General features: G+C 71.1%; 21 protein-coding genes and 1 pseudogene. 17 read left to right on the top strand and 5 right to left on the bottom strand.

Going from position 1 to position 25,207, the window contains the following annotated elements:
- A pseudogene (locus AB0I45_RS13150) lies at positions 1-95 on the top strand (IS5/IS1182 family transposase); the annotation flags it as partial.
- Here the strand turns inward: AB0I45_RS13150 and AB0I45_RS13145 are convergent.
- A complete protein-coding gene (locus tag AB0I45_RS13145) occupies positions 92-400 on the bottom strand; it encodes a hypothetical protein (protein WP_360318746.1) in 309 nt (102 codons plus the stop codon). The pseudogene AB0I45_RS13150 and the gene AB0I45_RS13145 sit on opposite strands and share 4 nt — an antisense overlap.
- A gap of 191 nt (positions 401-591) precedes the next feature.
- On the opposite strand from AB0I45_RS13145, the gene AB0I45_RS13140 reads away from it, so the two are divergent.
- The 7 genes from AB0I45_RS13140 to AB0I45_RS13110 all read left to right on the top strand — a co-directional run bounded on the left by AB0I45_RS13140 (position 592) and on the right by AB0I45_RS13110 (position 7,771).
- Entirely contained in the window at positions 592-1,194 is a 603-nt protein-coding gene (locus tag AB0I45_RS13140) for a class I SAM-dependent methyltransferase (RefSeq protein ID WP_360318743.1), read from the top strand.
- A 165-nt stretch (positions 1,195-1,359) separates the two neighbouring features.
- Complete coding sequence (locus AB0I45_RS13135) at positions 1,360-2,187, top strand: pseudouridine synthase (protein ID WP_360318740.1); 828 nt, start codon at positions 1,360-1,362, stop codon at positions 2,185-2,187.
- Complete coding sequence (locus AB0I45_RS13130) at positions 2,184-3,281, top strand: prephenate dehydrogenase (protein ID WP_360318737.1); 1,098 nt, start codon at positions 2,184-2,186, stop codon at positions 3,279-3,281. The genes AB0I45_RS13135 and AB0I45_RS13130 overlap by 4 nt, the downstream gene beginning before the upstream one ends.
- The gene (gene cmk, locus AB0I45_RS13125) at positions 3,278-3,943 is read left to right on the top strand and encodes a (d)CMP kinase (RefSeq protein ID WP_345032486.1); all 666 of its coding nucleotides are present in this window, start codon (positions 3,278-3,280) and stop codon (positions 3,941-3,943) included. Before AB0I45_RS13130 ends, cmk begins: the two co-directional genes overlap by 4 nt.
- A complete protein-coding gene (gene der, locus AB0I45_RS13120; RefSeq protein WP_247619003.1) occupies positions 3,936-5,501 on the top strand; it encodes a ribosome biogenesis GTPase Der in 1,566 nt (521 codons plus the stop codon). The genes cmk and der overlap by 8 nt, the downstream gene beginning before the upstream one ends.
- Positions 5,498-7,108 (top strand): AI-2E family transporter, encoded by a 1,611-nt coding sequence (locus tag AB0I45_RS13115; RefSeq protein WP_345032489.1) that lies wholly within the window; start codon positions 5,498-5,500, stop codon positions 7,106-7,108. Before der ends, AB0I45_RS13115 begins: the two co-directional genes overlap by 4 nt.
- 30 nt (positions 7,109-7,138) lie before the next feature.
- Positions 7,139-7,771, top strand: coding sequence for an L-threonylcarbamoyladenylate synthase (locus AB0I45_RS13110; protein WP_345032491.1), 633 nt, complete (start codon positions 7,139-7,141; stop codon positions 7,769-7,771).
- A 119-nt stretch (positions 7,772-7,890) separates the two neighbouring features.
- On the opposite strand, the gene AB0I45_RS13105 is transcribed toward AB0I45_RS13110, so the two are convergent.
- Together AB0I45_RS13105 and AB0I45_RS13100 are read right to left on the bottom strand one after the other, a co-directional pair.
- Positions 7,891-9,417 carry an AMP-binding protein gene (locus AB0I45_RS13105; protein ID WP_345032493.1) on the bottom strand — a complete coding sequence of 509 codons (1,527 nt, stop codon included), beginning with the start codon at positions 9,415-9,417 and terminating at the stop codon, positions 7,891-7,893.
- Positions 9,414-10,127, bottom strand: coding sequence for a TetR/AcrR family transcriptional regulator (locus AB0I45_RS13100; RefSeq protein WP_217494865.1), 714 nt, complete (start codon positions 10,125-10,127; stop codon positions 9,414-9,416). Before AB0I45_RS13100 ends, AB0I45_RS13105 begins: the two co-directional genes overlap by 4 nt.
- A 142-nt stretch (positions 10,128-10,269) precedes the next feature.
- Here AB0I45_RS13100 and AB0I45_RS13095 point away from each other — a divergent pair, with 142 nt between their 5' ends.
- The 9 genes from AB0I45_RS13095 (at position 10,270) to AB0I45_RS13055 (ending at position 23,587) form a co-directional block, all read left to right on the top strand.
- Positions 10,270-11,073 carry an SDR family oxidoreductase gene (locus AB0I45_RS13095; RefSeq protein ID WP_345032495.1) on the top strand — a complete coding sequence of 268 codons (804 nt, stop codon included), beginning with the start codon at positions 10,270-10,272 and terminating at the stop codon, positions 11,071-11,073.
- 88 nt (positions 11,074-11,161) lie between these two features.
- Positions 11,162-12,367: an acyl-CoA dehydrogenase family protein gene (locus AB0I45_RS13090; protein ID WP_345032497.1), complete on the top strand. Its 1,206-nt coding sequence runs from the start codon at positions 11,162-11,164 to the stop codon at positions 12,365-12,367.
- 79 nt (positions 12,368-12,446) lie between these two features.
- Positions 12,447-13,199 carry an SDR family NAD(P)-dependent oxidoreductase gene (locus AB0I45_RS13085; RefSeq protein ID WP_247618998.1) on the top strand — a complete coding sequence of 251 codons (753 nt, stop codon included), beginning with the start codon at positions 12,447-12,449 and terminating at the stop codon, positions 13,197-13,199.
- Positions 13,196-14,386 (top strand): acyl-CoA dehydrogenase family protein, encoded by a 1,191-nt coding sequence (locus AB0I45_RS13080; protein ID WP_345032500.1) that lies wholly within the window; start codon positions 13,196-13,198, stop codon positions 14,384-14,386. Before AB0I45_RS13085 ends, AB0I45_RS13080 begins: the two co-directional genes overlap by 4 nt.
- On the top strand, positions 14,383-15,504 hold the full coding sequence (locus tag AB0I45_RS13075) for an acyl-CoA dehydrogenase family protein (protein ID WP_345032502.1): 1,122 nt from the start codon (positions 14,383-14,385) through the stop codon (positions 15,502-15,504). Before AB0I45_RS13080 ends, AB0I45_RS13075 begins: the two co-directional genes overlap by 4 nt.
- A 69-nt stretch (positions 15,505-15,573) precedes the next feature.
- Positions 15,574-16,773 (top strand): acetyl-CoA C-acyltransferase, encoded by a 1,200-nt coding sequence (locus tag AB0I45_RS13070; RefSeq protein WP_137319999.1) that lies wholly within the window; start codon positions 15,574-15,576, stop codon positions 16,771-16,773.
- 178 nt (positions 16,774-16,951) lie between these two features.
- Positions 16,952-18,619, top strand: coding sequence for an AMP-binding protein (locus AB0I45_RS13065; RefSeq protein WP_345032506.1), 1,668 nt, complete (start codon positions 16,952-16,954; stop codon positions 18,617-18,619).
- A 1-nt stretch (position 18,620) separates the two neighbouring features.
- Positions 18,621-20,333 carry an AMP-binding protein gene (locus AB0I45_RS13060; RefSeq protein ID WP_345032508.1) on the top strand — a complete coding sequence of 571 codons (1,713 nt, stop codon included), beginning with the start codon at positions 18,621-18,623 and terminating at the stop codon, positions 20,331-20,333.
- Positions 20,330-23,587 (top strand): carboxyl transferase domain-containing protein, encoded by a 3,258-nt coding sequence (locus AB0I45_RS13055; protein WP_345032510.1) that lies wholly within the window; start codon positions 20,330-20,332, stop codon positions 23,585-23,587. Before AB0I45_RS13060 ends, AB0I45_RS13055 begins: the two co-directional genes overlap by 4 nt.
- A gap of 105 nt (positions 23,588-23,692) precedes the next feature.
- On the opposite strand, the gene AB0I45_RS13050 is transcribed toward AB0I45_RS13055, so the two are convergent.
- Positions 23,693-24,379 carry an SDR family oxidoreductase gene (locus AB0I45_RS13050; protein ID WP_345032512.1) on the bottom strand — a complete coding sequence of 229 codons (687 nt, stop codon included), beginning with the start codon at positions 24,377-24,379 and terminating at the stop codon, positions 23,693-23,695.
- Positions 24,380-24,545: 166 nt separating this feature from the next.
- The gene (locus AB0I45_RS13045; RefSeq protein ID WP_345032514.1) at positions 24,546-25,172 is read right to left on the bottom strand and encodes a hypothetical protein; all 627 of its coding nucleotides are present in this window, start codon (positions 25,170-25,172) and stop codon (positions 24,546-24,548) included.
- Positions 25,173-25,207 lie beyond the last annotated feature (35 nt).

Genomic DNA, 25,207 nt, shown 5'->3' with positions numbered 1-25,207 from the left:
CCACCCGCTACGACAAACTCGCCATCGTCTACCGCGCAGCAGTCGTACTCAACGCGGCTATTGCGTGGCTACACCATTTATCGGACACGCCCTAGCGGGGTACGACCGCCACCGTGAATGGATGGTGGTTGAAGACGCCGTTCTTGGCCTCGACGGCGATCACCTGCCCGTGATCGACTTCGAGGCTCGATTCCTCCGCACCCACGATGCTCGACGTGCCGCGGTAGCAGGCGCCGACAGCGACTCGATGACGACCGGCAGCGACGTCGACCCGGAGTGCACGGTCCCAGCCCGCTCTGTGCTCCACGTCGTCGACGATCACGACCGGACGGGCGAAGATCCGCAGGAACCAGCCGTTGATCCAGTGCGTCCTGGGCGTGACCGTGACCGACGAACTCATGAGTCCATCGTACGCAGAACGCGTGATCCCACCACGTCAGGAGGCTTGCCCTGGTTCCGGGGCGGTGGGAGTGAGGGGCGCGGCGGGGTACCGCGCCGTCGACGGGGCACGCACCCCGTGGGTGGAGGTGTCCTGCGCGGCCGGTCATCCAACCCGTGGTCCACGCACCCGATCGGACTAGGGTGGCGGGCATGCACTCCGACGTCGAAGAGCGCTATTCACGCCGCGCTCCCGAGTACATCGAGACGCTCGGCTCGATGTCCGCCGTCCATCCTGCCGATGCGCACCTCGTCACCGACTGGGCCGGGCGGCTCGCCGGGCCGGTGATCGATGCCGGGTGCGGACCGGGCCAGTGGACGAGCCACCTCGCCGCCCGAGGAGTGAGGATCCGCGGGGTCGATCAGGTCCGCCGCTTCATCGACCATGCGCGGCGCACCCACCCCGGGGTGCTCTTCGAGCTCGGCGATCTCACCGAGCTGCCGGACCCCTCGGGCGGCGTCGCCGGAGTGCTCGCCTGGTACTCGCTGATCCACCAGGAGCCGTCGGTGCTCCGGGAATCTCTCACGGAGTTCGCCCGTGTCCTGTGTCCGGGCGGGGGGCTCCTCGTGGGATTCTTCACAGGCCCGAGGATCGAGCAGTTCGACCACGCTGTGGCGAGTGCATATCGCTGGCCGGTCGAAGCGATGAGCAGTGAGCTGATCGACGCCGGGTTCGAGGTCGTCGAGGCCCATACGCGGACCGGCGCCGGATATCGGCCGCATGGCGCCATCCTGGCTCGACGTGCCCCCGGATGAGCTGTCGATTCCTCGTGTCGTTCCGGTCGAGCACGGATCTCCGCCCGGAACCGCACCGGTTCGATGCACCTTCGTCGTCGGTGGGCGGACGCAGCGTGCCGCCACCGAGTGCGCCCGCTGCGGCCGTGGTCATCGGGGCCGTGCGAGTTTGAGACAATGGACCCCATGAATGCCTCAGATCCCCGGTCGCCCGGTCACCGCTCCAAGCGCCCCAGCCGCAAGGAGCGCGGACGGCAGACCCCCGGTCCCGCCGTCGACGCCCACCGGCCCGACGGCGTGCGCCTGCAGAAGATCCTCGCCGAGGCCGGCCTCGGCTCCCGCCGCGCCTGCGAGCAGCTCATCACCGAGGGCCGCGTGACGGTCGACGGGGAGACGGTGCGCGAGCTCGGCACCCGGATCGACCCCGCCACCCAGACGGTGAGCGTCGACACCATGCCGATCACCGCCCACACCGACAAGGTGTACCTCGCGTTCAACAAGCCCGCCGGGGTCGTCACCGCGATGAGCGACCCCGAGGGCCGCCGCTGCCTCGCCGACTACCTGCGCGACCGCCCCGAGCGCCTGTTCCACGTCGGCCGCCTCGACTACGAGACCGAGGGCCTGCTCCTCATCACCAACGACGGCGAGCTCTCCAACCGGCTCACCCACCCCTCCTACGAGATCTCGAAGACCTACCTCGCCGAGGTCCGCGGTCCCGTCCCCAAGGACGCCGGCGCCCGCCTGCGCGAGGGGATCGAGCTCGAGGACGGGATCTCCCGCGTCGACTCCTTCAAGCTCGTCGACTCCACCCCCGGCTACGCGCTCGTCGAGGTCGTCCTCCACTCCGGGCGCAACCGGATCGTGCGCCGCCTGTTCGACGCCGTCGGCACCCCCGTGCAGCGCCTCGTGCGCACCCAGTTCGGGCCGATCCCGCTCGCCGAGCAGCGCCAGGGCAAGGTCCGCGACCTGCGCCCCGACGAGCTCGGCGCGCTCATGGAAGCCGTCCGCCTGTGACCCTGCCCCACGTCCACATCATCGGCACCGGCCTGCTCGGCACCTCGCTCGGCCTCGCGCTGCGCCGGGCCGAGTACCCGGTGACGCTGTCCGACCACTCGCCGACCGCGGTGCGGCTCGCCGCCGACATGGGCGCCGGCACCGCCGAGGAGCCCTCGACCGCGGACATCGTCGTCGTCGCCACCCCGCCGGATGTCGCCGCCCGCACCATCGTCGCAGCGCTCGACACCTGGCCCGAGGCCACCGTCACCGACGTCGCGAGCGTGAAGACCGCCGTCCTCGCCGAGGCCCGCACGCTCACCGGCGACCCCGTGCTCGCCCGCTACATCGGCTGCCACCCGATGGCCGGCCGGGAGAAGTCCGGGGCGATCGCCGCCCGCGACGACCTCTTCCTCGCCCGCCCCTGGGTGGTGTGCTCCGACGAGGACACCCCCGCCGACCGCCTCGCCGCCGTCGTCGCGCTCGCCGAGGCCACCGGGGCCGCCGTCGTCCACCTCGACCCCGAGTTCCACGACTCCGCCGTGGCCCGCGTGTCCCACGCCCCGCAGGTGCTCGCCTCGCTCATGGCCGGCCGGCTCAAGGACATGCCCGCCGACGGGGTGGCGCTCGCCGGGCAGGGCCTGCGCGACGTCACCCGGATCGCCGCCTCGGATCCGGGCCTGTGGACGCAGATCCTCGCCGGCAACGCCGCCGAGGTGCGCGCCGTGCTCGCCGACGTCCGCGCCGACCTCGACGCCCTCATCGGCGCCCTCGACCTGGAGCCGGGTGCGCTCGCCACGATCGCCGGGCTGTTCGCCGCCGGCAACGAGGGCCACGACCGGATCCCCGGCAAGCACGGGCAGGCCCCGGCCCGGTACTCCTCCGTCACGGTGTTCATCGACGACACCCCCGGCGCGCTCGCCCGCCTGTTCACCGACGTCGGCGAGCTCGGCGTCAACGTCGAGGACATCCGCATCGACCACGCCACCGGCATTAAGCTGGGCAGTGTGGATATCTCCGTCATCCCGTCCGCCCAGGTCACCCTCACCGAAGGACTGGCCGCGCGCGGCTGGTGGGTGCCGGAGGCGGCAATCGACACCGAAGGAAGAGAATGACAGTCATCGCCATCGACGGGCCCAGCGGCGTCGGCAAATCGAGCGTGTCCCGCGAGGTCGCCCGGCGCAGCGGGTACGGCTACCTCGACACCGGTGCGATGTACCGGGCCGTCGTGTGGCTGTGCCTCAACCGCGGGACCGCCGACCCCGGCGACGTCGTCGAGCTCGTCCGCGGCGCCGACCTCGAGATCTCCACCGACCCCGACGTTGCCGAGGTGACGATCGACGGCATCGACGTCACCACCGAGATCCGCGAGCCCGAGGTGTCGGCGAACGCGCAGATCGTGTCCGCCGTGCCCGAGGCGCGCACCGAGCTCATCGAGCTCCAGCGGCAGATCATCGCCGCCGCCGCACCCGGGATCGTCGTCGAGGGCCGCGACATCACCACCGTCGTCGCCCCCGAGGCGGAGGTCCGGATCCTCATGACCGCCGACGAGTCCGTGCGCATCGCCCGCCGCTCGAAGGAGCTCCACGGCAGCGCCGACGCCGCGGCCGTGCAGGCCACCCGCTCCCAGATCGTCGACCGCGACGCGAAGGACGCACAGACCACGAGCTTCCTCACCGCCGCCGACGGCGTCCACACCCTCGACACCACCGACATCGATTTCGAGCAGTCCGTGGCAGCCGTCATGGGTCTGGTCGAGAAGGCCGAACATGACTGAATCAGACCCCACCGGCGGCTCCGCCGGCACCTCTTCCGGCACCTCCTCCGCGGCCGAGGACTTCCTCGCCCGCCCCGACGAGGACCTCGCCGACCGCGTCGCCGGGATCGCCGACGACGAGGCCGAGCAGCGCGCCTCCTCGCTGCGCGCCGGCCTCGAATCCTATGAGCTCGAGGACGAGGACCGGGCGCTGCTGAGCGCCTACGAAGACGGCGACACCGGCCCCGAGGTCACCGGGCCCGCTCCCGTGCTCGCCGTCGTCGGCCGTCCCAACGTCGGCAAGTCCACCCTGATCAACCGCATCCTCGGCCGCCGCGAGGCCGTCGTCGAGGACGTCCCGGGCGTCACCCGCGACCGCGTGAGCTACTCCGCGGAGTGGAACGGACGCCCGCTCACCCTCGTCGACACCGGCGGCTGGGACATCGATGCCAAGGGCATGGCGTCCCGGATCGCCGAGCAGGCCGAGGTCGCCGTCGAGATGGCCGACGCCGTCGTGTTCGTCGTCGACGCCACCACCGGCCCGACCGCCACCGACGAGCACGTCGTGCGGATGCTGCGCCGGGCCGGGAAGCCCGTGGTGCTCGCGGCGAACAAGGTCGACGACGAGCGCGGCGAGCTCGCCGCAGCCGAGCTCTGGTCGCTCGGCCTCGGCGAGCCGCACCCGGTCTCCGCGATGCACGGGCGCGGGGTCGCCGACCTCCTCGACGTCCTCGTCGACGTGCTGCCAGAGGTGTCCGGCATCGACGCCCTCTCCGAGGTCGGGGGACCGCGCCGCGTCGCCCTCGTCGGCCGGCCCAACGTCGGCAAGTCCTCTCTGCTCAACCGGCTCGTCGGGAGCGAGCGGGTGCTCGTCGACAACGTCGCCGGCACCACCCGCGATCCGGTCGACGAGCTCGTCGAGCTCGGCGGGCGGCAGTGGCGCTTCGTCGACACCGCCGGCATCCGCAAGCGCGCCCGGCAGGCGAGCGGTGCCGACTTCTACGCCGCGCTGCGCACGCAGACCGCGCTCGAGCGCGCCGAGGTCGCCGTCGTCCTCCTCGAGGCCGACCAGACGCTGAGCGAGCAGGACGTCCGCATCATCAAGACGGTGACGGAGACCGGCCGCGCGCTCGTCCTCGCCTTCAACAAGTGGGATCTCATGGACGAGGACCGCCGGCACTTCCTCGAGCGCGAGATCGAGCAGGACCTCCAGCACGTCGAATGGGCGCCGCGGGTGAACATCTCCGCCAAGACCGGACGGCACGCCGACCGGCTCGTGCCGGCGATGGAGCGCGCGCTCGACAGCTGGGACACCCGGATCCCGACCGGCCGGCTCAACGCCTTCCTCGGTGAGCTCGTCGCGGCCAACCCGCACCCGGTGCGCGGCGGCAAGCAGCCGCGCATCCTGTTCGGCACGCAGGCCTCGAACCGGCCGCCCAAGTTCGTCCTCTTCACCACCGGGTTCCTCGAGCCCGGCTACCGCCGCTACATCACCCGGCGCCTGCGCGAGACCTTCGGCTTCGAGGGCACCCCGCTCGAGATCGGCATGCGCATCCGCGAGAAGCGGAAGCGGCGGTGAGCACCGCGTCCGGCAACCCGGCAGGGCACCTCGGGCCCGGCGGGGAGCCGCCCACCGCTCCGGCGAGCAGCGCGGAGGCAGCCGCGGGCGCGCTCTGGCCGCGCTACCTCGTCGTCGTGCTCGGGGTGGCCGGGCTCGCCTACGGCGTGCACTTCTTCCAGTCGCTGCAGTCGATCGTCGCCCCGGTGTTCCTCGCGATGAACCTCGTCATCGTCGCCTACCCGCTGCAGCGCTGGCTCGTGCGGGTCCGGGTGCCGCGGTTCCTCGCCGCGATGGTCACCGTCGTCGTCGTGCTCGTCGTGCTCCTCGGGTTCTTCGGCCTCACCGCCTGGTCGATCGCCGAGCTCGTCATGGTCATCCCCGAGTACACCGAGGAGATCACCGCGACCTACGGCGAGGCGCTCGCCTGGCTGTCGACGCTCGGGGTGACGAGCGGGTTCGTCGAGCAGCAGCTCGCCGCCTTCGACGTATCCACCCTGTTCTCCACCGTCGGCTCGCTGCTGTCGAACGTCAGCCTCGTCCTCACCGCGCTCATCACCGTGATCATGGCGGTGTTCTTCGTCGCGATGGACTCGATGTCCTTCCCGCGGCGCCTGCAGGTGACCTCGGCGATCCGTCCGCGGTTCGGCCGTGCGATGCAGATCTTCGCCGCCGGAGTGCGCCGGTACTGGGTCGTCGCGACGATCTTCGGCCTCATCGTCGCCGTGCTCGACCTCGTGGCGCTGTGGATCATCGGCGTGCCGCTCGCGCTCGTGTGGGGCGTGCTCGCGTTCCTCACCAACTACATCCCCAACATCGGCTTCGTCATCGGCCTCGTCCCGCCCGCGCTCATGGCGCTGGTGAGCGGCGGCTGGTGGGACGCGCTGTGGGTGGTCATCGCCTACTCGGTGCTCAACTTCGTCATCCAGTCGATCATCCAGCCCAAATTCACCGGCGAATCGGTGGGTGTCACCCCGTTCATGTCGTTCCTCTCCCTGCTGTTCTGGTACTGGGTGCTCGGCTGGATGGGCGCACTGCTCGCGCTGCCGGCGACCCTGCTCCTCAAGGCGCTCCTCGTTGATGCGGACCCGCGCGCCCGCTGGGTCAACAACCTCATCGCATCCGACCTGTCCACCGGGTCGAGCCTGCCGGTGCGCCCGATCCGCGCCGCCCAGGGGATCACCGGGCGCTCCGTCGTGGTGCCGGGCGATCCCGGCGAGTTCGACCGGATGCGGGCGGCCGCCGGTGCGAGTGCTGCGGGCGCCTCGGGCGCGGGGGCGGCGGCACCGGACAGCCAACCGGCGGAGCCCGCGCATGGGAACGTGGCCGACCGCGGCGCTGCGGGAAGCTCCGCGGAGAGCTCCGCGGTGGACGGTGCCGCGGCCACGGGGACGGGCGCCTCGGGCGCGTGGCCCGATGTCGAGGAGCCGGCGCCGGAGGAGCTCGTCATGCGCGCCCCCTTCCTCCGTCCGCCCGAACAGGTCGCCGACGAGTCCGTCGACCCCGACGACCCGGAGGGCGTGGAGAGCGCGGGATCCGGGGACGGAACCGGATCCACCCGGGGCGACCGGCGCGAGGGGTCCGACGCCGGAGACGGCCCGGCCGGGGGAGACCCGCGGACCCCCTGACGCGGGCGGCATCTGCGGTTACCATGACGTATGGCTGAAATACTCGAGATCCACCCCGACAACCCGCAGCCCCGCCTCATCCGCAAGGTCGCCGAGGTCATCGCCGCCGGAGGGCTCGTCGCCTATCCCACCGACTCGTGCTACGCGCTCGGCTGCGCGCTCGAGAACAAGCAGGGGATCGAGCGGATCACCCGGATCCGGAAGCTCGACTCCAAGCACCACTTCACGCTCATGTGCGACGACTTCGCGCAGCTCGGGCAGTTCGTCATCGTCGACAACTCCGCGTTCCGCACGATCAAGTCGCTCACGCCCGGGCCGTACACCTTCATCATGAAGGCGACGAAGGAGGTGCCGCGGCGGATGATGCACCCGAAGAAGCACTCGGTGGGCGCGCGCATCCCGGAGAACCGCACCGCGCTCGCCCTCGTCGGGGAGGTCGGCGAGCCGATCCTGTCTTCGACCCTCCTGCTGCCCGGCGCGGACGACCCGCTCACCCATGCCGAGGACGTCCAGGCGGAGATCGGCCGCGAGGTCGACATCATCATCGACTCCGGCGTCCCCGGGGTCGTCCCGACCTCCGTCATCGACTTCACCGAGGGCGCCCCGGTGGTGCGGCGGGTCGGCGCCGGGAACGTCGACCGCTTCGACATCGACGAGACCTGACCACTCGATTTCAGGCGGTTCCTGTGAACGGATCCGCACGATTCTGCGATCTCGATCGGGTCGGTTGAGATTGCGGAGAACGGCGGAAATGCTCTCAGGAACCTCCTGAAATTGCGGTCTCAGGGGGTGATGTCGCGCTTCCGGATCTTCCCCGTGGGGCCCTTCGGCAGGGCGTCGACGAACCGGATGATCCGCGGGATCTTGTAGGCTGCGAGCTGCTCGCGGCAGAAGGCCTCGACCTCGGCCTCCGTCAGCGTCTGCCCGGGCATCGGGGCGATCACCGCTGTCACCGTCTGCCCGTAGTGCTCGTCGGGGCTGCCGATCACGGCGGCCTCGAGGACCTTCGGATGCTCGTAGAGCACCTCCTCGACCTCGCGTGGGTAGACGTTGTAGCCGCCGTGGATGATGAGGTCCTTGATCCGGTCGACGATGGAGAGGTAGCCGTCGGCATCGAGCCGGCCGAGGTCCCCGGTACGGAAGAAGCCGTGCTCGTCGAAGGCCGCCGCGGTCGCTTCGGGATTGTTCCAGTACCCGGCCATGACCATCGTGCCGCGCAGGTACACCTCGCCGACCTCGTCGACGGCGCAGTCCGCACCGTCCGGGCCGACGACCCGCACCTCGAGCTGCGGTACCGGCACTCCGACCGAGCCGGGGACGATCCGCCCGTTCCACGGGTTGAAGGTGCCGAAGGCGCTCGTCTCGGTGAGTCCGTACCCATCCGCGATCTGCGCCTCGAACCGGGTCTCGAACTGCCGCATGAGCTCCACGGCGATCGAGGCGCCGCCGGACAGGGCGAGCCGCAGCGTCGTGGGCACCCGGTCCGACTCGACGCGGAGGATCGCGTTCCACATCGTCGGCACCCCGGCGACCACGGTGAGCCGGTCGTCGATGATCGTGTCGTAGAGCTCGCGGGCGTCGAACCGCGGCAGCAGGGTGAGCGGCACGCCGCTGGTCAGCGACACCGTCGCGACCGAGGCGAGCCCGAACACGTGGAACAGCGGCAGCGCGGTGCCCGAGCGGTCCTCGGGCCCCATGCCGGAGATCTGCCGGCCGACCTCGGCGACGGCGAGCAGGTTGCCGACGGTGATCATCGCACCCTTGGGCCTGCCCGTGGTGCCCGAGGTGTAGAGCAGTGCGGCGAGATCGCCGGGGTCGCGCGGCAGCGGTGCGAAGTCCGCCGGATCGCTGACCGGCTCGGGGTCGCCGGCGAGCGGCTCGATGGTCTCGAAGCGGGTCCCCGTGGTCGAGGCGGATGCCCGTCCGGCCTCGGCGACGGCCGGGTGGGCGAGGACGAGCCGGGCGCCGGAGTCGGTGATGAAGAAGTCGAGCTCGCGCTGGGTGGACAGCGGGTTCACCGCGACGACGGCGATCCCGAGCGCCTGCGCGCCGAAGAACTCCGCGAGGAACTCCGGGCAGGTCGGGGCGATGAGGACGATCCGGTCCCCGGCGGCGAGACCGGCGGCGGAGAACCGCTCGGCGGCCCGGGCGATCGCGGTGACGAGGCCGGCGCGGGTGAGCTCCACCCGGTCGGCCCGCCGCGGCCCGCGCACCGCGACGGCGCTCGGGTCCGCCGCGGCATTGGCGATGAAGGCGTCGACGGGGTTCCGCGGCGCTGCGGAGGCGGTCGAGGGGGCGGGTGCGGTCATGAGACTCCTGTCGGGACGGTGATGTCGGTGGGACGGGTGTCGGCAGGTGCCGACGAGTCGGTGGGGCGGGTTCCGGTGGTGCAGATGCGGGCGTCGGCGTCCGGCTCGGCGCTGAGCCCGAGCGCGTTGACCCACAGCGTGGTGAGCGTGTCGACGAGCTCATCGATCCCCTGCGAGGTGCGGAAGCGGGGGTTCTCGCGATCGTCGACGAAGATGTGGAAGCACATCCGGCTCACCATCGAGGACAGCGCCTGGGACACGAGCAGCGGGTCGAGGTGCGGGTCGACCGCCCCCGTCTCCTGGAGCTTCGCGATGCCCTGGGCGTTGCGTTCGACGAAGGCCCGCGCCCGGCGCAGCCGCACCTCGCGGATGCCGGCATCGACGTGCGCCACCTGGTCCATGAGCCCCATGAGGTCGGCGTTCTCCCGGTAGGACTCGATGTATTCGCGGTTGGCCCGCCGGATCCGCGACACCCGGTCGAGGACGACCTCACCGGAGTGGTCGGGGGAGAGGACCGGGGTGTAGGCGCTCTCGATGATCGCAGCGAGGATGTCCTCGCGGTTGCGGAAATACGTGTAGAGGGTGCCGGTCGAGCAGCCGGCGCGGTCGGTGATGTCGGAGAGCTTGGTGTCGAAGTACCCCTGTTCGGCGAAGACGGCGCGCGCGGCCTGCACGAGGTTCGCTCGGGTGCGCTCGGCTTTGGCGCCCATCCGGCCCTCCATTGGATCGGTGTCGATGAATTCGTGACGAACGAATGTTTGGTCAGGCTTGAAATTGAGGCCTGCCTCAACTATAGATAGATGGTGAGGTCGGTCACAAGGACGTCACCGTTTTCAATCGGAGAGGAACCACATGGATGTGAACTCGAAGACCGCAGTCGTCACGGGCGGCGCCGGCGGGATCGGGCGAGCCCTCGCGGAGGAGCTCATCCGCCACGGCGCGCGCGTGCTCATCGCGGACATCGCCCCCACCGTCGGCCAGGTCGCCGAGGAGATCGGCGCCGCCTCCTGGCAGGGCGACGTCGCTGCCGCCGACGGGGTCACCGAGCTCCTCGCCGCCGCCGAGGCCGCCCACGGGCCCGTCGATCTCTACTTCGCCAACGCCGGCATCGTCGGCCCCACCGGGATCGGCGAGGACGAGGACGAGTGGGATCGCGTGTTCGACATCAACGTCCGCGCCCACATCCGTGCGGCCAAGGCCCTCGTCCCCGGCTGGCAGGCCCGCGGTGAGGGGTACTTCGTGTCCACGTCATCGGCTGCGGGACTCCTCACCCAGATCGGCCAGGCCGGCTACTCGACCACCAAGCACGCGGCCGTCGGCTTCGCCGAGTGGCTCAACATCACCTACGGCGACGACGGCATCCGCGTCTCCTGCCTGTGCCCGATGGGCGTCAACACCCCGCTGCTCACCGGCGGGGAGCGCGCCGCGGACGCGGCGGACCGGACGGCGAACAAGGCCGTGACGTCTGCCGGGCGGGTGCTCGAGCCCGCCGAGGTCGCCGAGGTCGTGCTCGCCGCGGTCGAATCCGAGACCTTCCTCATCCTCCCGCACCCCGAGGTGCTCGACATGTACCGCATGAAGGGCTCCGACTACGACCGCTGGCTGCGCGGCATGCGCCGCTACCGCCGCACACTCGCCGGCGGATCCGCGAGCTGAGCGGCCCGCCGCCGGGCACCGTCCACCACGCACCCGCCACCCATCACCCCACCCGCTGACGCACCCGACACCCCACACAGGAGTGACCATGTTCGAAGAGACCGCACGCGCCAAGAAGTACCGCGAGGACCTGCTCGCCTTCATGGACGAGCACGTCTACCCGGCCGAATCCGTCTACGAGGAGCAGATGGCGGCCGCCGACAGTCCGCACACCCAGCCGCAGATCCTCGAGGACCTCAAGGTCGAGGCCCGCAAGCGCGGTCTGTGGAACCTGTTCCACCCGCACGAGGAGTGGGGCCCAGGCCTGACGAACCTCGAGTACGCCCCGCTCGCCGAGATCATGGGCCGCTCGATCCACCTCGCCCCGGAGGCGACGAACTGCAACGCCCCGGACACCGGCAACATGGAGGTGTTCACGCTCTTCGGCACCGAGGAGCACAAGGAGAAGTACCTGCGTCCGCTGCTCGACGGGAAGATCGCCTCCGGCTTCGCGATGACCGAGCCCGCCGTCGCGAGCGCGGACGCGACGAACATCGAGATGACGATGGAGAAGGACGGCGACGAGTACGTCCTCAACGGCCGCAAGTGGTTCACCTCGAACGGCTGCCACCCGTTCATCAAGGTCCTCATCGTCATGGGCAAGACCGACCCGAACGCGGAGACCCACCGCCAGCAGTCGATGATGGTCGTGCCGATCGACGCCCCCGGCGTCACCGTCAAGCGCAACCTCACCGTGTTCGGCTACGAGGACCGCGAGGGCCACGCCGAGGTGCTCTTCGAGAACGTCCGCGTGCCGTCCAAGGACGTCCTCAAGGGCGAGGGCGAGGGATTCGCCATCAGCCAGGCCCGCCTCGGCCCGGGCCGCATCCACCACTGCATGCGAGCCATCGGCATGGCCGAGCGCGCCCTCGAGTTCATGTGCCGCCGGGCGGAGTCCCGCGTGCTGTTCGGCACCAAGCTGTCGGAGAAGGCGAACATCCAGGACTGGATCGCCGAATCCCGCGTCGAGATCGACCAGGCCCGCCTGCTCACCCTCCACGCCGCGGACATGATGGACAAGGTCGGCAACAAGGAGGCGCGCACCCTGATCTCGGAGATCAAGGTCGCCGCCCCCAAGGCCGCCCTCAACGTCATCGACCGGGCCATCCAGGTGCACGGCGGCGGCGGTGTGACCGGGGACTTCCCGCTCGCGGAGATGTACGCCCACGCCCGCACCCTGCGGATCGTCGACGGACCCGATGAGGTCCACAAGATGACGATCGCCCGCAAGGAGCTCAAGAAGTACCGCTCCTGAGCACCGCCGCAGCCGCGGTCCCGGCCATCGCCGGGGCCGCGGCACCACCGACTTCCACCAGCATTCGAAGGAGAAACCCATGACCCAGCGCACAGCGATCGTCACCGGCGGAGCCCGCGGCATCGGTGCCGCCGTGAGCGAACGGCTCGCCGCGGACGGTATGAAGGTCGCCGTCCTCGACCTCAATGAGGCGGACGCCCAGCAGGTCGTCGACCGGATCGTCGCCGCCGGCGGCGAGGCGACGGCGATCGGCGCCGACATCACCGACGAGGCCGCCGTCGAGCAGGCCGTCGCCTCCGTCGCCTCGACCCTCGGCCCGCCGACCGTGCTCGTCAACAACGCCGGCATCATCAAGGACAACATGCTGTTCAAGATGACCCCGCAGGAGTTCCAGGTGGTGCTCGGCGTCCACCTCACCGGCAACTTCCTCATCACGAAGGCGTGCCAGAAGCACATGGTCGAGGAGAAGTTCGGGCGCATCATCTCGATGTCGTCGACCTCGGCGCTCGGCAACCGCGGTCAGGCGAACTACTCCGCGGCCAAGGCCGGCATCCAGGGCCTGACGAAGACCTACGCGATCGAGCTCGGCAAGTTCGGCGTGACCGCGAACGCGATCGCCCCCGGCTTCATCGAGACCGACATGACGAAGGCCACCGCAGAGCGGGTCGGGATCTCCTTCGAGGACTTCACCGCGGGTGCGGCCAAGCAGATCCCGGTCGCCCGCACCGGCAAGCCCGAGGACATCGCCCACACCGCCTCCTTCCTCGCCAGCGAGGGCGCCGGCTTCGTGTCCGGCCAGGTCATCTACGTCGCAGGAGGGCCGAAGAATTGAGCGCCGAACCCCTGAGCGCCCAGCAGCGGCGCATCGACGAGGCGGTCGCGGCGGCACAGGCCGCCACGACGGACGGGATGAGCGCCGGTGAGCGCTACGGAGTCCTCTACGACCACGGCCTGGCCTGGGTGAACTTCCCGGCCGGCGACGGGGGCCTCGGGGTGTCGACCAGCCTGCGCGAGTACGCCGCGCAGCAGGTCGCCGCCGCCGGGCTCGAGACGCCGCCGAGGGGCAGCAACACGATCGGCTTCGGCATGGCCGGCCCGACGATCGTCGCCTACGGCACGACCGAGCAGAAGAAGATCCTGCGCGACATCTACACGCTCGACACGATCTTCTGCCAGCTCTTCAGCGAGCCCGGCGCGGGCTCCGACCTCGCCGCCGTCGCGACCCGCGCGGTCGCCGAGGGCGACGTCTACAAGGTCAGCGGCCAGAAGGTGTGGACCTCGGGCGCGCAGAACGCCGACATGGCGATCCTCGTCGCCCGCACCGACACCTCCGTGCCCAAGCACCAGGGCCTGAGCTACTTCCTCATCGACATGCACGCCCCCGGCGTGGAGGTCCGCGGGCTGCGCCAGATCACCGGCGAGGCCGAGTTCAACGAGGTGTTCCTCACCGACGTCGAGGTCCCTGCGGCGAACATGCTCGGCGAACCCGGGCAGGGCTGGAAGGTCGCCAACACCACGCTCAACAACGAGCGCGTGGCGATCGGCGGCGGGTCCCCGCGCGAGGGCGGGATGATCGGCGTCGTCGCCCAGGCGTGGCGCGATCACCCGGAGTACCGCGATCCGCTGCTCCAGGACCGCCTGCTCGAGCTGTGGGTCGAGGTCGAGGTCGCCCGCATGATGGGGGAGCGGCTGAGCCAGAAGCTCGCCGCCGGTCAGCCCGGACCGGAGGGCTCGGGCGCCAAGCTCTCCTTCGCCCTGAACAACCAGGAGCTGTCGAGCCTCGACATCACCTTGCGCGGCGTCGACGGCCTGCGCTACGACACCTACGAGATGCGCCGCCCGAGCGAGTACTCGATGACCGGCCGGATCCCCGGCTACCGGTACCTGCGTGCCAAGGGCAACTCGATCGAGGGCGGCACGAGCGAGATCATCCGCAACATCATCTCCGAACGAGTCCTCGGTCTGCCCGGTGAGCACCGGGTCGACAAGGACGTGGCATTCAAGGACCTTCCGAAATGACCGATATCGATCTCCTGCCCAGCGAAGTCGAAGAGGATCTGCGGTCCAGCGTCCGCAAGCTCTTCACCGACCGCAGCGACGCCGAGTCCGTCGCGAAGCTCTACGACGACCCGCACACCGACACCTCCGGACTCGACCGGGCCTGGGCCCAGGAGCTCGGCCTCGCGGCCCTGCTCGTGCCCGAGGACCTCGGGGGAGCGGGAGCGAGCGCGGCCGAGGCCGCAGTCGTCGCCGAGGAGATCGGCCGGGCCGTCGCGCCCGTGCGGTTCCTCAGCTCCGGCGTGCTCGCGACCACCCTGGCCGTCGGCGTCCGCGCCGGCGACCTCGCCGGTCGGCTCGCCGCCGGCGAATCGTTCGCCGCGATCGCATTCACGGCGTCCTCCCCGCAGATCCGTGCCGAGCTCACCGTGGACGGCGACGGGGACTCCGCCACCGTGTCCGGGACCGTCGCCGGGGTGATGGACGGTGCGGGTGCCGACGAGTACCTCGTCGTCGCCGGCACCGGTTCCGACACCGTCGTCGCGCTCGTCGCGGCCGAGCACGTGCGCACCGAGGCGTTCCTCAGCTTCGACCAGACCCGTCGCCTCGCCGACGTGACCTTCGAGTCCGCGCCGGCCACGGTGCTCGGACGCGGCGAGCAGGCCGCGCAGGCCGTGCGGACCGCCGAGATCCTCGGTCGCATCATCCTCGCCGCCGAGCAGTACGGTGTGGCGCAGCGGGCCTTCGACCTCACGCTCGAGTACATCAAGGGACGCCGCCAGTTCGGCCGTGCGATCGGCTCCTACCAGGCGATCAAGCACCGGATGGCCGACCTCTGGCTCGAGGTCTCGCAGACCGGGGCGGCCACGATCTACGCCGCCCGCGTCGCCGCCGCCTGGCAGGCCGGGGAGCAGACGGAGGATGAGGTCGAGCTGTGCTCGCTCGTCGCCGGCTCCTACGCCTCGACCACCGCGGTCCACGCCGCGGAGGAGGCCGTCCAGCTCCACGGCGGCAACGGCATGACCTGGGAGTACCCGCTGCACCTCTACCTCAAGCGGGCCAAGGCCGACGAGCTCATCCTCGGACACGCCGCCGCCCAGCGGCGCGCGCTCGCTCCGCTCATCGATCTGACAGCATGACCCATAGGCGGCTCCGGCCGCCGCCGGCCGGCGGGCGCTCCGCCGGTCCGACCAACGAGAGGACCTCTCATGACTGATGCAGTCATCGTCTCCACCGCCCGCACGCCGATCGGCAAGGCCTACCGCGGCGCATTCAACAACACCCAGTCCCAGGAGCTCGCCGGCCACGCGATCAAGCACGCCGTGCAGCGCGCCGGGCTCGAGGGCGGCGAGGTCGAGGACGTCATCCTCGGCGCCGCTCTCCAGCAGGGCGCGCAAGGCGGCAACGTCGCCCGCCAGGCGCTCCTGCGCGCGGGCCTGCCCGTCACCGTCTCCGGCATGACGCTCGACCGCCAGTGCTCCTCCGGCCTCATGGCGATCGCCACCGCGGCCAAGCAGATCGTCCACGACGGCATGGACATCGCCGTCGGCGGCGGCGTCGAGTCGATCTCGCTCGTCCAGAACGACAAGCAGAACACCTTCCGCGCCAAGGACCCGTGGCTCGTGGAGAACCTGCCGGAGATCTACCTCCCCATGCTCAACACCGCGGAGATCGTCGCCGAGCGCTACGGCGTGTCGCGCGAGGCGCAGGACGAGTACGCCCTGTCCTCCCAGCAGCGCACCGCCGCCGCGCAGGAGGCCGGCCGCTTCGACGCCGAGATCGTCCCGCTCGAGTCGACGCAGATCGTCGTCGACAAGGAGACGAAGGAGACCTCGGAGAAGCAGGTCACCCTGAGCAAGGACGAGGGCAACCGCCCGCAGACCGACCTCGCCAGCCTCGCCAAGCTCCAGCCGGTGCTCGCCCCGGGCGTGGCCTCGCAGAACCCGACCGTCACCGCCGGCAACGCCTCGCAGCTGTCCGACGGCGCGTCGGCCTCCGTGCTCATGTCCGACGCCGAGGCCTCCCGCCGCGGCCTCGAGCCGCTCGGCATCTACCGCGGCATCGCGGTCGCCGGCTGCGGCCCGGACGAGATGGGCATCGGCCCGGTGTTCGCGATCCCGAAGCTGCTCGAGCGCCACGGCCTCACCGTCGACGACATCGGCCTGTGGGAGCTCAACGAGGCCTTCGCCGTGCAGGCGCTGTACTGCCGCGACAAGCTCGGGATCGACCCGGAGAAGTACAACGTCGACGGCGGCGGCATCTCCGTGGGCCACCCCTACGGCATGACCGGAGCACGGCTCGTCGGCCACGCCCTCATCGAGGGCAAGCGCCGCGGCGTCAAGTACGTCGTCGTGACGATGTGCATCGGCGGCGGCATGGGAGCCGCCGGCCTGTTCGAGGTCGCCTGATCCACCCCACCGGGGCGGGTGCGTCGACGCACCCGCCCCGGGCCTCCCCTCGGCCCTGCCCACTGCACCACCACGATCCCCATCGCTGCGTCCCGGGCGCGCGCCGGTCGATCCCGGTCGTCCGCCCTCCCCGCCCCAACCGCTGATCCGATCACATCGACGTGAAGGAATGACCACCATGAGCTTCTTCGAAACCCGCCCCTGGCTGAAGACCGTCGCCGACGACGAGCGGCTGAACAAGCAGATCGAGGAGACGACCACCCTCGCGCTCTTCGACCGCGCGGTGGAGAGCTTCCCCGACCGACCCGCGATCAAGTACTACGGCTACGAGCCCACCTGGGCCGAGCTCGACCGGATGGTCGATGCCTTCGCCGCCTACCTCGTCGACCAGGGTTTCGAGCCCGGCGACCGGCTGGGCGTCTACCTCCAGAACGTCCCCCACTACTACGTCGCGGTGTACGGCGCGTGGAAGGCCGGCGGCGTCGTCGTGCCGCTCAACCCGATGTACCGCGACGAGCTCGCCCACGTGTTCTCCGACGCCGGGGTCAAGGCGCTCGTCGTGTCCGCCGCGGCCTACCTCGACCGCGTCAAGCCCTACGCCGAGGGCATGCCGATCGTCGTCACCTGCAACGAGAAGGACTACCAGCGCACGGACGACGAGCGGATCTTCGGGATGTTCGCCGACTCCTACGACACCGGGAAGCCCGATTTCGCCACCGTCGTCGCAGAGTACGACGGGAAGTCCGTGCCGGACCCCGTGCTCACCCCCGACTCGGTCGGCATCATCGGCTACACCTCGGGCACCTCGGGCCGTTCGAAGGGCGCGGCGGTCACCCACCGCGGCCTGTCCGTCAACGCCCAGATGCTGCGCGACTACCAGGGCTTCGACGAGACCGCGACGATCTTCACCCTCGCCCCCGTCTTCCACATCACCGGGTTCGTGTGCCAGTTCCTCGCCGCCGCGGCCTGCGGTGCTGCCCTGTCGATGAACTACCGCTTCGACCCCGCGGCCGCGCTCCAGACGTTCCGCACCGATAAGCCGCAGTACATGGCCGGCCCGGCGACGGCCTACATGGCGCTGCTCGCGCACCCGGACTTCACCTCCGACGCCTTCGACTCCTTCACCGCGATCATGTCCGGCGGCGCCCCGCTGCCCGAGGCGATCGTCAAGAAGTTCGAGGACCGCACCGGGCACTACATCGGGCAGGGCTACGGACTCACCGAGACCACCGCCCAGTGCGTCGTCGTGCCCCGCCACCTGCGTGCCCCCGTCGACCCCGAATCGGGCAACCTGTCCTGCGGCCTGCCGTTGGCGAGCGTGATGCTGCGGATCCTCGACGAGAACGGCCAGGAGGTCGGCCCGAACGAGGTCGGCGAGATCTGCGTGCGCGGCCCCATGGTGTCCCTGGAGTACATCAACAACCCGGAGGCCACCGCGGAGAACATCCCCGACGGGGAGCTGTGCACCGGCGACGTCGGCTTCATGGACCCCGACGGCTGGGTGTTCATCGTCGACCGCAAGAAGGACATGATCAACGCCTCGGGCTTCAAGGTGTGGCCGCGCGAGGTCGAGGACGTCCTCTACACCCACCCGGCGATCCTCGAGGCCGCTGTCGTCGGCGTCCCCGACGAGTACCGCGGTGAGAACGTCGTCGCGTTCATCAGCCTGCAGCCGGGCGCGGAGATCACCGAGGACGAGATCGTCGCGTTCTGCCGCGAGCACCTCGCCTCCTACAAAGCACCGCGCCAGATCAACTTCATCGACGCGCTGCCCAAGACCGCATCGGGCAAGATCCTGCGCCGCGAGATGCGCAAGGTCGGTGCCGAGCAGGCGGAGAACGGCTGAGATGACCCGGACACCGATGCATGAGCAGTGGGAGGCGGCGGCCGAGGAGCTCGCCGGGATGCGCGACCTGTGGCCGGCCGAGGTCCCCCGGGAGTACAGCGAGCCGCTGCCCGGTGCGGTGCTCGCCGACTACACGCAGAAGTGGGCGGTGGAGCGGCCGGACACCGTCGCCATCCACTTCTACGGGCGCGATGTGTCCTATGCGGAGCTCGAGCGCTCGGCCGCCGCGTTCGCCGGGTGGCTCAGGTCCCAGGGCGTGCGCGCCGGCGACCGGGTGGGGGCGTACCTCGTCAACTGCCCGCAGCTGACGATCGCGTTCCTCGGGATCCTCCGCCTCGGCGCCGTGTACGTGCCGATCAACCCGCTGTTCAAGGCCGGCGAGCTCGCCTACGAGCTCGCCGACGCCGGGGTCGGCGTGGTGCTCGCGCACCCGGAGTTCGCCCCGCTCCTCGACGCGGTGCGCGGTGCGGACGGGGTCGATCCCGACCTCACCGTCGCCTACACCCGGATGGCGGACATGATCGACGGCGAACCGGTGCCGCGCACCCCGTTCGGTGCGATCGACCCGGAGCAGCGCTCGGACTGGCAGGCGATCATCGACAGCCCGCCGGCCGACCCGGTGCCGGCGGACCGGGACGCGCTCGCCGCGCTCAACTACACCGGCGGCACCACCGGCATGCCCAAGGGTTGCGAGCACACGCAGGGCCACATGGTCTACACCGCGGTGAGCGCGCTCCTGGGCCAGGGGCGCACCCCCGGGGCCGGTGGAGACGTGGCACTCGGCTTCCTCCCGATGTTCTGGATCGCCGGGGAGGACATGTGCATGCTCAACCCGCTCGTCGACGGGTCCACCGTCGTGCTCATGACCCGCTGGCACCCCGAGGTCGCGCTCGAGCTCATCGCCTCCCAGCAGGTCACCTCGATCGTGGCGCCGGCGGACAACTACGTCGAGCTCATGGAGCTGCCCGGGTTCGCCGGCGCCGACACGTCCTCGCTGCGCAACTGCACTGCGGTGAGCTTCGTGCGCAAGCTCGACCCGGAGCTGCGCGGACAGTGGCGGGAGGCGACCGGCGTGCTGCTGCGCGAGGCGTCCTACGGGATGACGGAGACGCACACCGCCGACACCTTCACCCTCGGCCTCGATGCGGATGACCAGGACCTGCGTGCCGAGCCGATCTACTGCGGCTACCCGGTGCCCGGCACCCGGATCGTCGTCGTCGATGCCGACCTCGCGCCGGTGCCGGTCGGGGAGACCGGGCAGATCCTCGTGCACTCGCCTTCCGTCCTCACCCGCTACTACCACCGGCCCGAGGCGAGCCGCGACACGCTCGTCGACGGCTGGCTGCTCACCGGGGACACCGGCCGGTTCGACGCGCACGGGGCGCTGACGTACCTCGCCCGGACCAAGGAGATGATCAAGGTCAAGGGGATGAGCGTGTTCCCCGCCGAGGTCGAATCCTTCCTCAAGGGCCATCCCGACGTCGTGCGGGTCGCCGTCGCCCCGCGCGAGGACCCGGAGACCGGACAGCGGCCCGTCGCCTTCGTCGAGCTCACGGAGGACTCCGCGGCGACGCCGGAGAGCATCCGGGACTGGGCGCGGGAGCAGATGGCGTCGTACAAGGTGCCCGAGGTCGTCGTCGTCGACACGATGCCGATGACCGCGACCGGCAAGATCCGCAAGGTCGACCTGCTCAAGGAGCTGCCCACCGCATGACCACGCTGCTCGTCGCGAACCGGGGCGAGATCGCCGCCCGCATCATCCGCACCGCGCAGGACCAGGGGCTGCGCACGCTCGCCGTCCACCCCGCCGACGACGCCGACAGCCTCCATTTCCGGCTCGCCGATTCGGCGCGGCAGCTCGAGGGGATCGGGCCGCGCGCCTATCTCGACATCGCGCAGCTCATCCGGATCGCCGTCGACGAGGGGGCCGAGCTCGTCCACCCCGGCTACGGGTTCCTCGCCGAATCCGCCGCGTTCGCCCACGCCTGCCACGAGGCGGGACTGACCTTCCTCGGCCCGTCCGCCGACGTCCTCGAGATCGCCGGGACGAAGACCTCGACGAAGGACCGGGCGGCCGCCCTCGACATCCCCGTCGCCGAGGCGACCGGGGTCCTCGAGACCGCCGCGCCGGCCCTCGAGCTCCTCGAGCGGCACCCGGCGGGCATCGCGATCAAGGCGCTCGCCGGCGGGGGCGGGCGCGGCATCGCCGTCGTCACCTCCCCGGAGGACGTCGAACCGGCGATCGCGCGCTGTGCGGCGGAGGCCGAGCACGGGTTCGGGGACGCGCGCGTGTTCGCCGAGACCTGGTTCCCCGCAGCCCGCCACATCGAGGTCCAGTGCATCGGCACGCCCGACGGCGTGTACGCGCTCGGCGACCGCGACTGCTCGCTGCAGCGCCGTCGGCAGAAGCTCGTCGAGCTCGCCCCGGCCCCCGGACTGTCCGCAGACCTGCGGGCGGACCTCCACCGGGCGGCGGAGAAGCTCCTCGACTCGCTCCACTACCTGTCGCTCGCCACCGTCGAGTTCCTCGTCGCCGACGACGACTGGGTGCTCCTCGAGGTCAACCCGCGGATCCAGGTCGAGCACACCGTCACTGAGGCGGTCACCGGGCTCGACCTCGTCGCCTGCCAGATCGCGCTCGGCCTGGGTGAGGACCTCGCCGTCCACGGCGTGGCCGAGGACATGACGTGGGAGCCGACCGGCAGCGCGATCGAGGTGCGGGTGGCCGCGGAGACCCTCGCCGCCGACGGCACCGTGCACCCGGCCACCGGCACGATCGAGCGCTTCGACCTGCCGAGCGGGCCCGGGATCCGCGTCGACACCTGGGTGCGCGGCGGCACCCGCGTGGGTGCCCTCTACGACACGGTCATCGCCAAGGTCATCGCCCACGGGCCGGGCCTCGAGGCCGCCGAGCGCCGGACCGTCGGCGCGCTCGCCGAGCTCGGCTGCACCGGGCTGGACACGAACACCGCGTTCCTCCGCGCTGTCCTCGAGCGCGCGCCGCTCGGTGAGGCGCACACGACGTGGATCGACGAGCACATGGGAGCGCTCGTCGCCCGGGCCGCGGAGCTCGAGGCGGACGACGGTGGCGCGGACGGCGCCGGTTCCGGTGGTGCACCGGGAGGTGCGGGCGCCTCGTCGGCCGAGGGCGCCTCGGGAACGGCTCGCACCGTGCCCGCACCCGGGCCGGGGGAGGAGCTCGTCGCCGCCCCGCTCAGCGGCACGATCGTGTCCCTCGACGCGAAGCCCGGTGAGCTCGGACTCATCGAGGCGATGAAGATGCACCACCCGATCCCGGCACCGGCCCATGCGGAGGCGCGCGCGCTCGTGGCGGTCGGGGACACCGTCGCAGCCGGTGATCCGGTGTTCCTCGTGCGGACCTCCGAGGACCCCGCCGCCCAGGCGGAGGCCGCCCGGGACGAAGCGCACCCGCTCGTCGACGAGGTGGTGCAGCGGCATGCCGACGTGCTCGACGAGGCGAGGCCGGAAGCGGTGGAGAAGATCCACGCCCGGCAGCGGCGGACCGCCCGGGAGAACCTCGACGACCTGCTCGTGCCCGGCTCGTTCGTCGAGTACGGGCCGCTCGTCATCGCCGCCCAGATGGCCAGGCGCTCGCTGGAGGACCTCATCGCGCGCACGAGCGGGGATGGGCTGATCGGCGGGATCGGACTCGTCGACACGCCCAGCGGGCCGCTCGAGGCCGTCGTCATGAGCTACGACTACATGGTGCTCGCCGGCACCCAGGGCTCGCGCAACCACGCGAAGACCGATCGGCTCATCCAGGTCGCGGCGTCCAAGGGGCTGCCGGTGGTGCTGTTCGCCGAGGGCGGCGGCGGGAGGCCCGGCGACACCGACCGGGCCCCGGGCGCCCACCTCAACGTCCACACTTTCGCCGCCCTCGCCGGGCTCAAGGGCCGGGTGCCGCTCGTCGCGATCGTGTCCGGGCGGTGCTTCGCCGGCAACGCTGCGCTCGCCGGGGTGTGCGACGTCATCATCGCCACCGAGGACGCGAACCTCGGGATGGGCGGACCCGCGATGGTCGAGGGCGGCGGCCTGGGACGCTACCGGCCGGAAGACATCGGACCCGTCGGCGTGCACACCGTGAGCGGTGTCATCGACGTGCTCGTCGCCGGCGACGCCGAGGCCGTCTCCGCCACCCAGCAGTACCTGCGCTACTTCGTGCCGGCAGGGGACGGCGGTGCCGGGCCGGGTGCCGTGTCCCCGGATACCCAGGAGGGCGCCTCGGCCGCGGACTCCGGTGCCCCGGATCCGGAGCGCGCGCGGGCCGTGGTCCCCGGGGACCGGCTGCGCGCCTTCGAGATGCGCGAGGTGATCCGCAGCGTCGTCGATGCGGACACGTTCCTCGAGCTGCGCCCGGATCACGCACCGGGCGCGATCACCGGTTTCGCGCTCGTCGCCGGCCGGCCGATCGCGATCATCGCCAACGACAACCACCACCTCGGCGGGGCGGTCGACGTCGATGCCGCGAACTCCTTCGTGCGGCTGCTCGAGACCGCGCAGGCGCACGGGATCCCCGTCGTGTCCTTCGTCGACACCCCCGGGTTCATGGTCGGCCCGGAGGCCGAGCACGAGCCGGGCGTCACCGCGTTCGGTCGGTTCTTCACCACGGGGGCGGGGTTGAGCGTGCCGTTCGGGGCGGTCGTCGTGCGCAAGGGCTACGGGCTCGGCGCGATGGCGATGGCCGCCGGCTCCTTCCACGCCACCCGCTTCACCGTGGCCTGGCCGAGCGGGGAGATGGGGCCGATGGGCCTGGAGGGCGCGGTGCGCCTGGGCTATTCGAAGGAGCTCGCCGCGGTCGAGGACCCGGCCGAGCGCGAGGCGCTCTACGAGAAGCTCGTCGCGGAGTCCTACGAGCAGGGCCGGGCGATGACCGCGGCGATGTTCTTCGACGTCGACGACGTCATCGACCCCGCCGACACCCGCCGCTGGATCAGCACCCTGTTCTGACAGTGCCCGACCGGGCGTCCGACCGAACTGTGGGGCTTTCGGCGGAGGGTGATGGCATCAACGCCACCACCCTCCGTCGGAAGTCCTACACTCGTACGCCCGGTCTCAGCGGATCGCCTCGGCGATCGGGGTGGACCCGTCGAAGAAGTTGACGGTCTCCCGGACTCCGGCACCGTCACGCAGGACGTGGGTGATGACGGCTGCGACGTTGTCGCGGGAGGTGACCTTCTCCTCGTCGGTGAGCGTGCGGCCCTCGGCCTCGCCGTGGGAGTCGACGACCTGGATCTGCTCGCTCGCCGGGTCGAGGGTGAGGCGGCCGGGGCCGAGGATCGTGTAGTCGAGCTCGGTCTCGCGCAGGTGGGCGTCGGCGTCGTGCTTGGCCTTGGCGTAGGGGAAGAAGGAGTTGTCCTCCTCGAGCCGGTCGACGTCGATCCCCGCGGTGACGTAGGAGACGATGACGAACCGCTGCACGCCGGCCTGCTGCGCGGCCTTCATCGCGCGCACGGCCGCTTCGTAGTCGACCGCGTGCGTGCGCTGCGGGTCGCCCCCGCCGGCGCCGGCGGAGAACACCACGGCCTTCGCCCCGGTGAACTGCTTGGCGAGGTCCTCCTCGGTCGCGGTCTCGATGTCGAGGACGACGGGATTCGCGCCGGCCTCCCTGACGTCATCGCGCTGGTCCTCCTTGCGGATGACGGAGTCGACGGTGAACCCGGCCGCGGTGAGCCTGGGGGCGGCGAGCAGGGCGATCTTGCCGTGTCCGCCGAGGATGACGATGCGATCGGTGTCGGTCATGGGGTTCTCCTTCCGCGCCGGACCCGGCGCCGAGGTGTCCCGCAGCGGACCGGTCCGTCACCCGTGATCTGGCCGGGGCTCCGCGGACCATGAGGCTGCGGCTTCCACTGGGCACAACACCGCGCGGAGCGAGATATTCCGAACGGCCCCCTCCGGACGGGCCGGCTCACACCAGGGAGCCGAACGCCGCGAACCACCCGCGCCGGCGGTGGAGGAGCAGCGGGATGACGACGAGGAGGGCCGCCGAGGTGCCCGCGACGAGGTCGACCATCGTGTCCGTGTTGTTCCGCTGCGCGTTCGTCCCGACGACGATGTCCGCGGTGAACTCGGACATCTCCCACAGGAGCGCGACGAGGCCGCTCACGGCGATGACGACGACGGCCTCGAACCACGGCGGGGTGGTGAGATCGGTCCGCCGGTAGGCGATGCCGAGCGCGTAGACCGTGCCGAGCGCGATGAGGATGCCGGAGTAGAAGTGGACCACGGTGTCCCACAGTCCCCACACCGCGTAGAAGTGGAGGTGGCTGCCGAGGAACGGGCCGGAGAGCAGCAGCGCCGCGTAGAGCCCCTGGAGCCACGCGGGGATCGGGGTGCGCGCCCAGTGCTCGAGGAGGAGCGGCACCAGACCGGCGGGAATCAGCAGCGCCGGGATGATGATGTCGGACCACTGCCGGGTGAGCACGGCGACCACGACCGCGGCGAGGCAGATGACCTCGGTGGCGAGGAGGGGCAGGTGCCGCTGGAAGGCACCGGCCCGGGTGTCGGTGGTGCGTGCGTTGTCGACCGTTCTCACGGGGGCGACCCTAACAGCCCGGCCTGACGTGCCCG

Origin of the sequence: Brevibacterium sp. NPDC049920 (assembly GCF_040656435.1) — a bacterium.
Taxonomy (GTDB): domain Bacteria; phylum Actinomycetota; class Actinomycetes; order Actinomycetales; family Brevibacteriaceae; genus Brevibacterium; species Brevibacterium pityocampae.
Note: the sequence above shows the minus strand (reverse complement) of the source record. Positions and strands in the feature narration are given on the sequence as shown.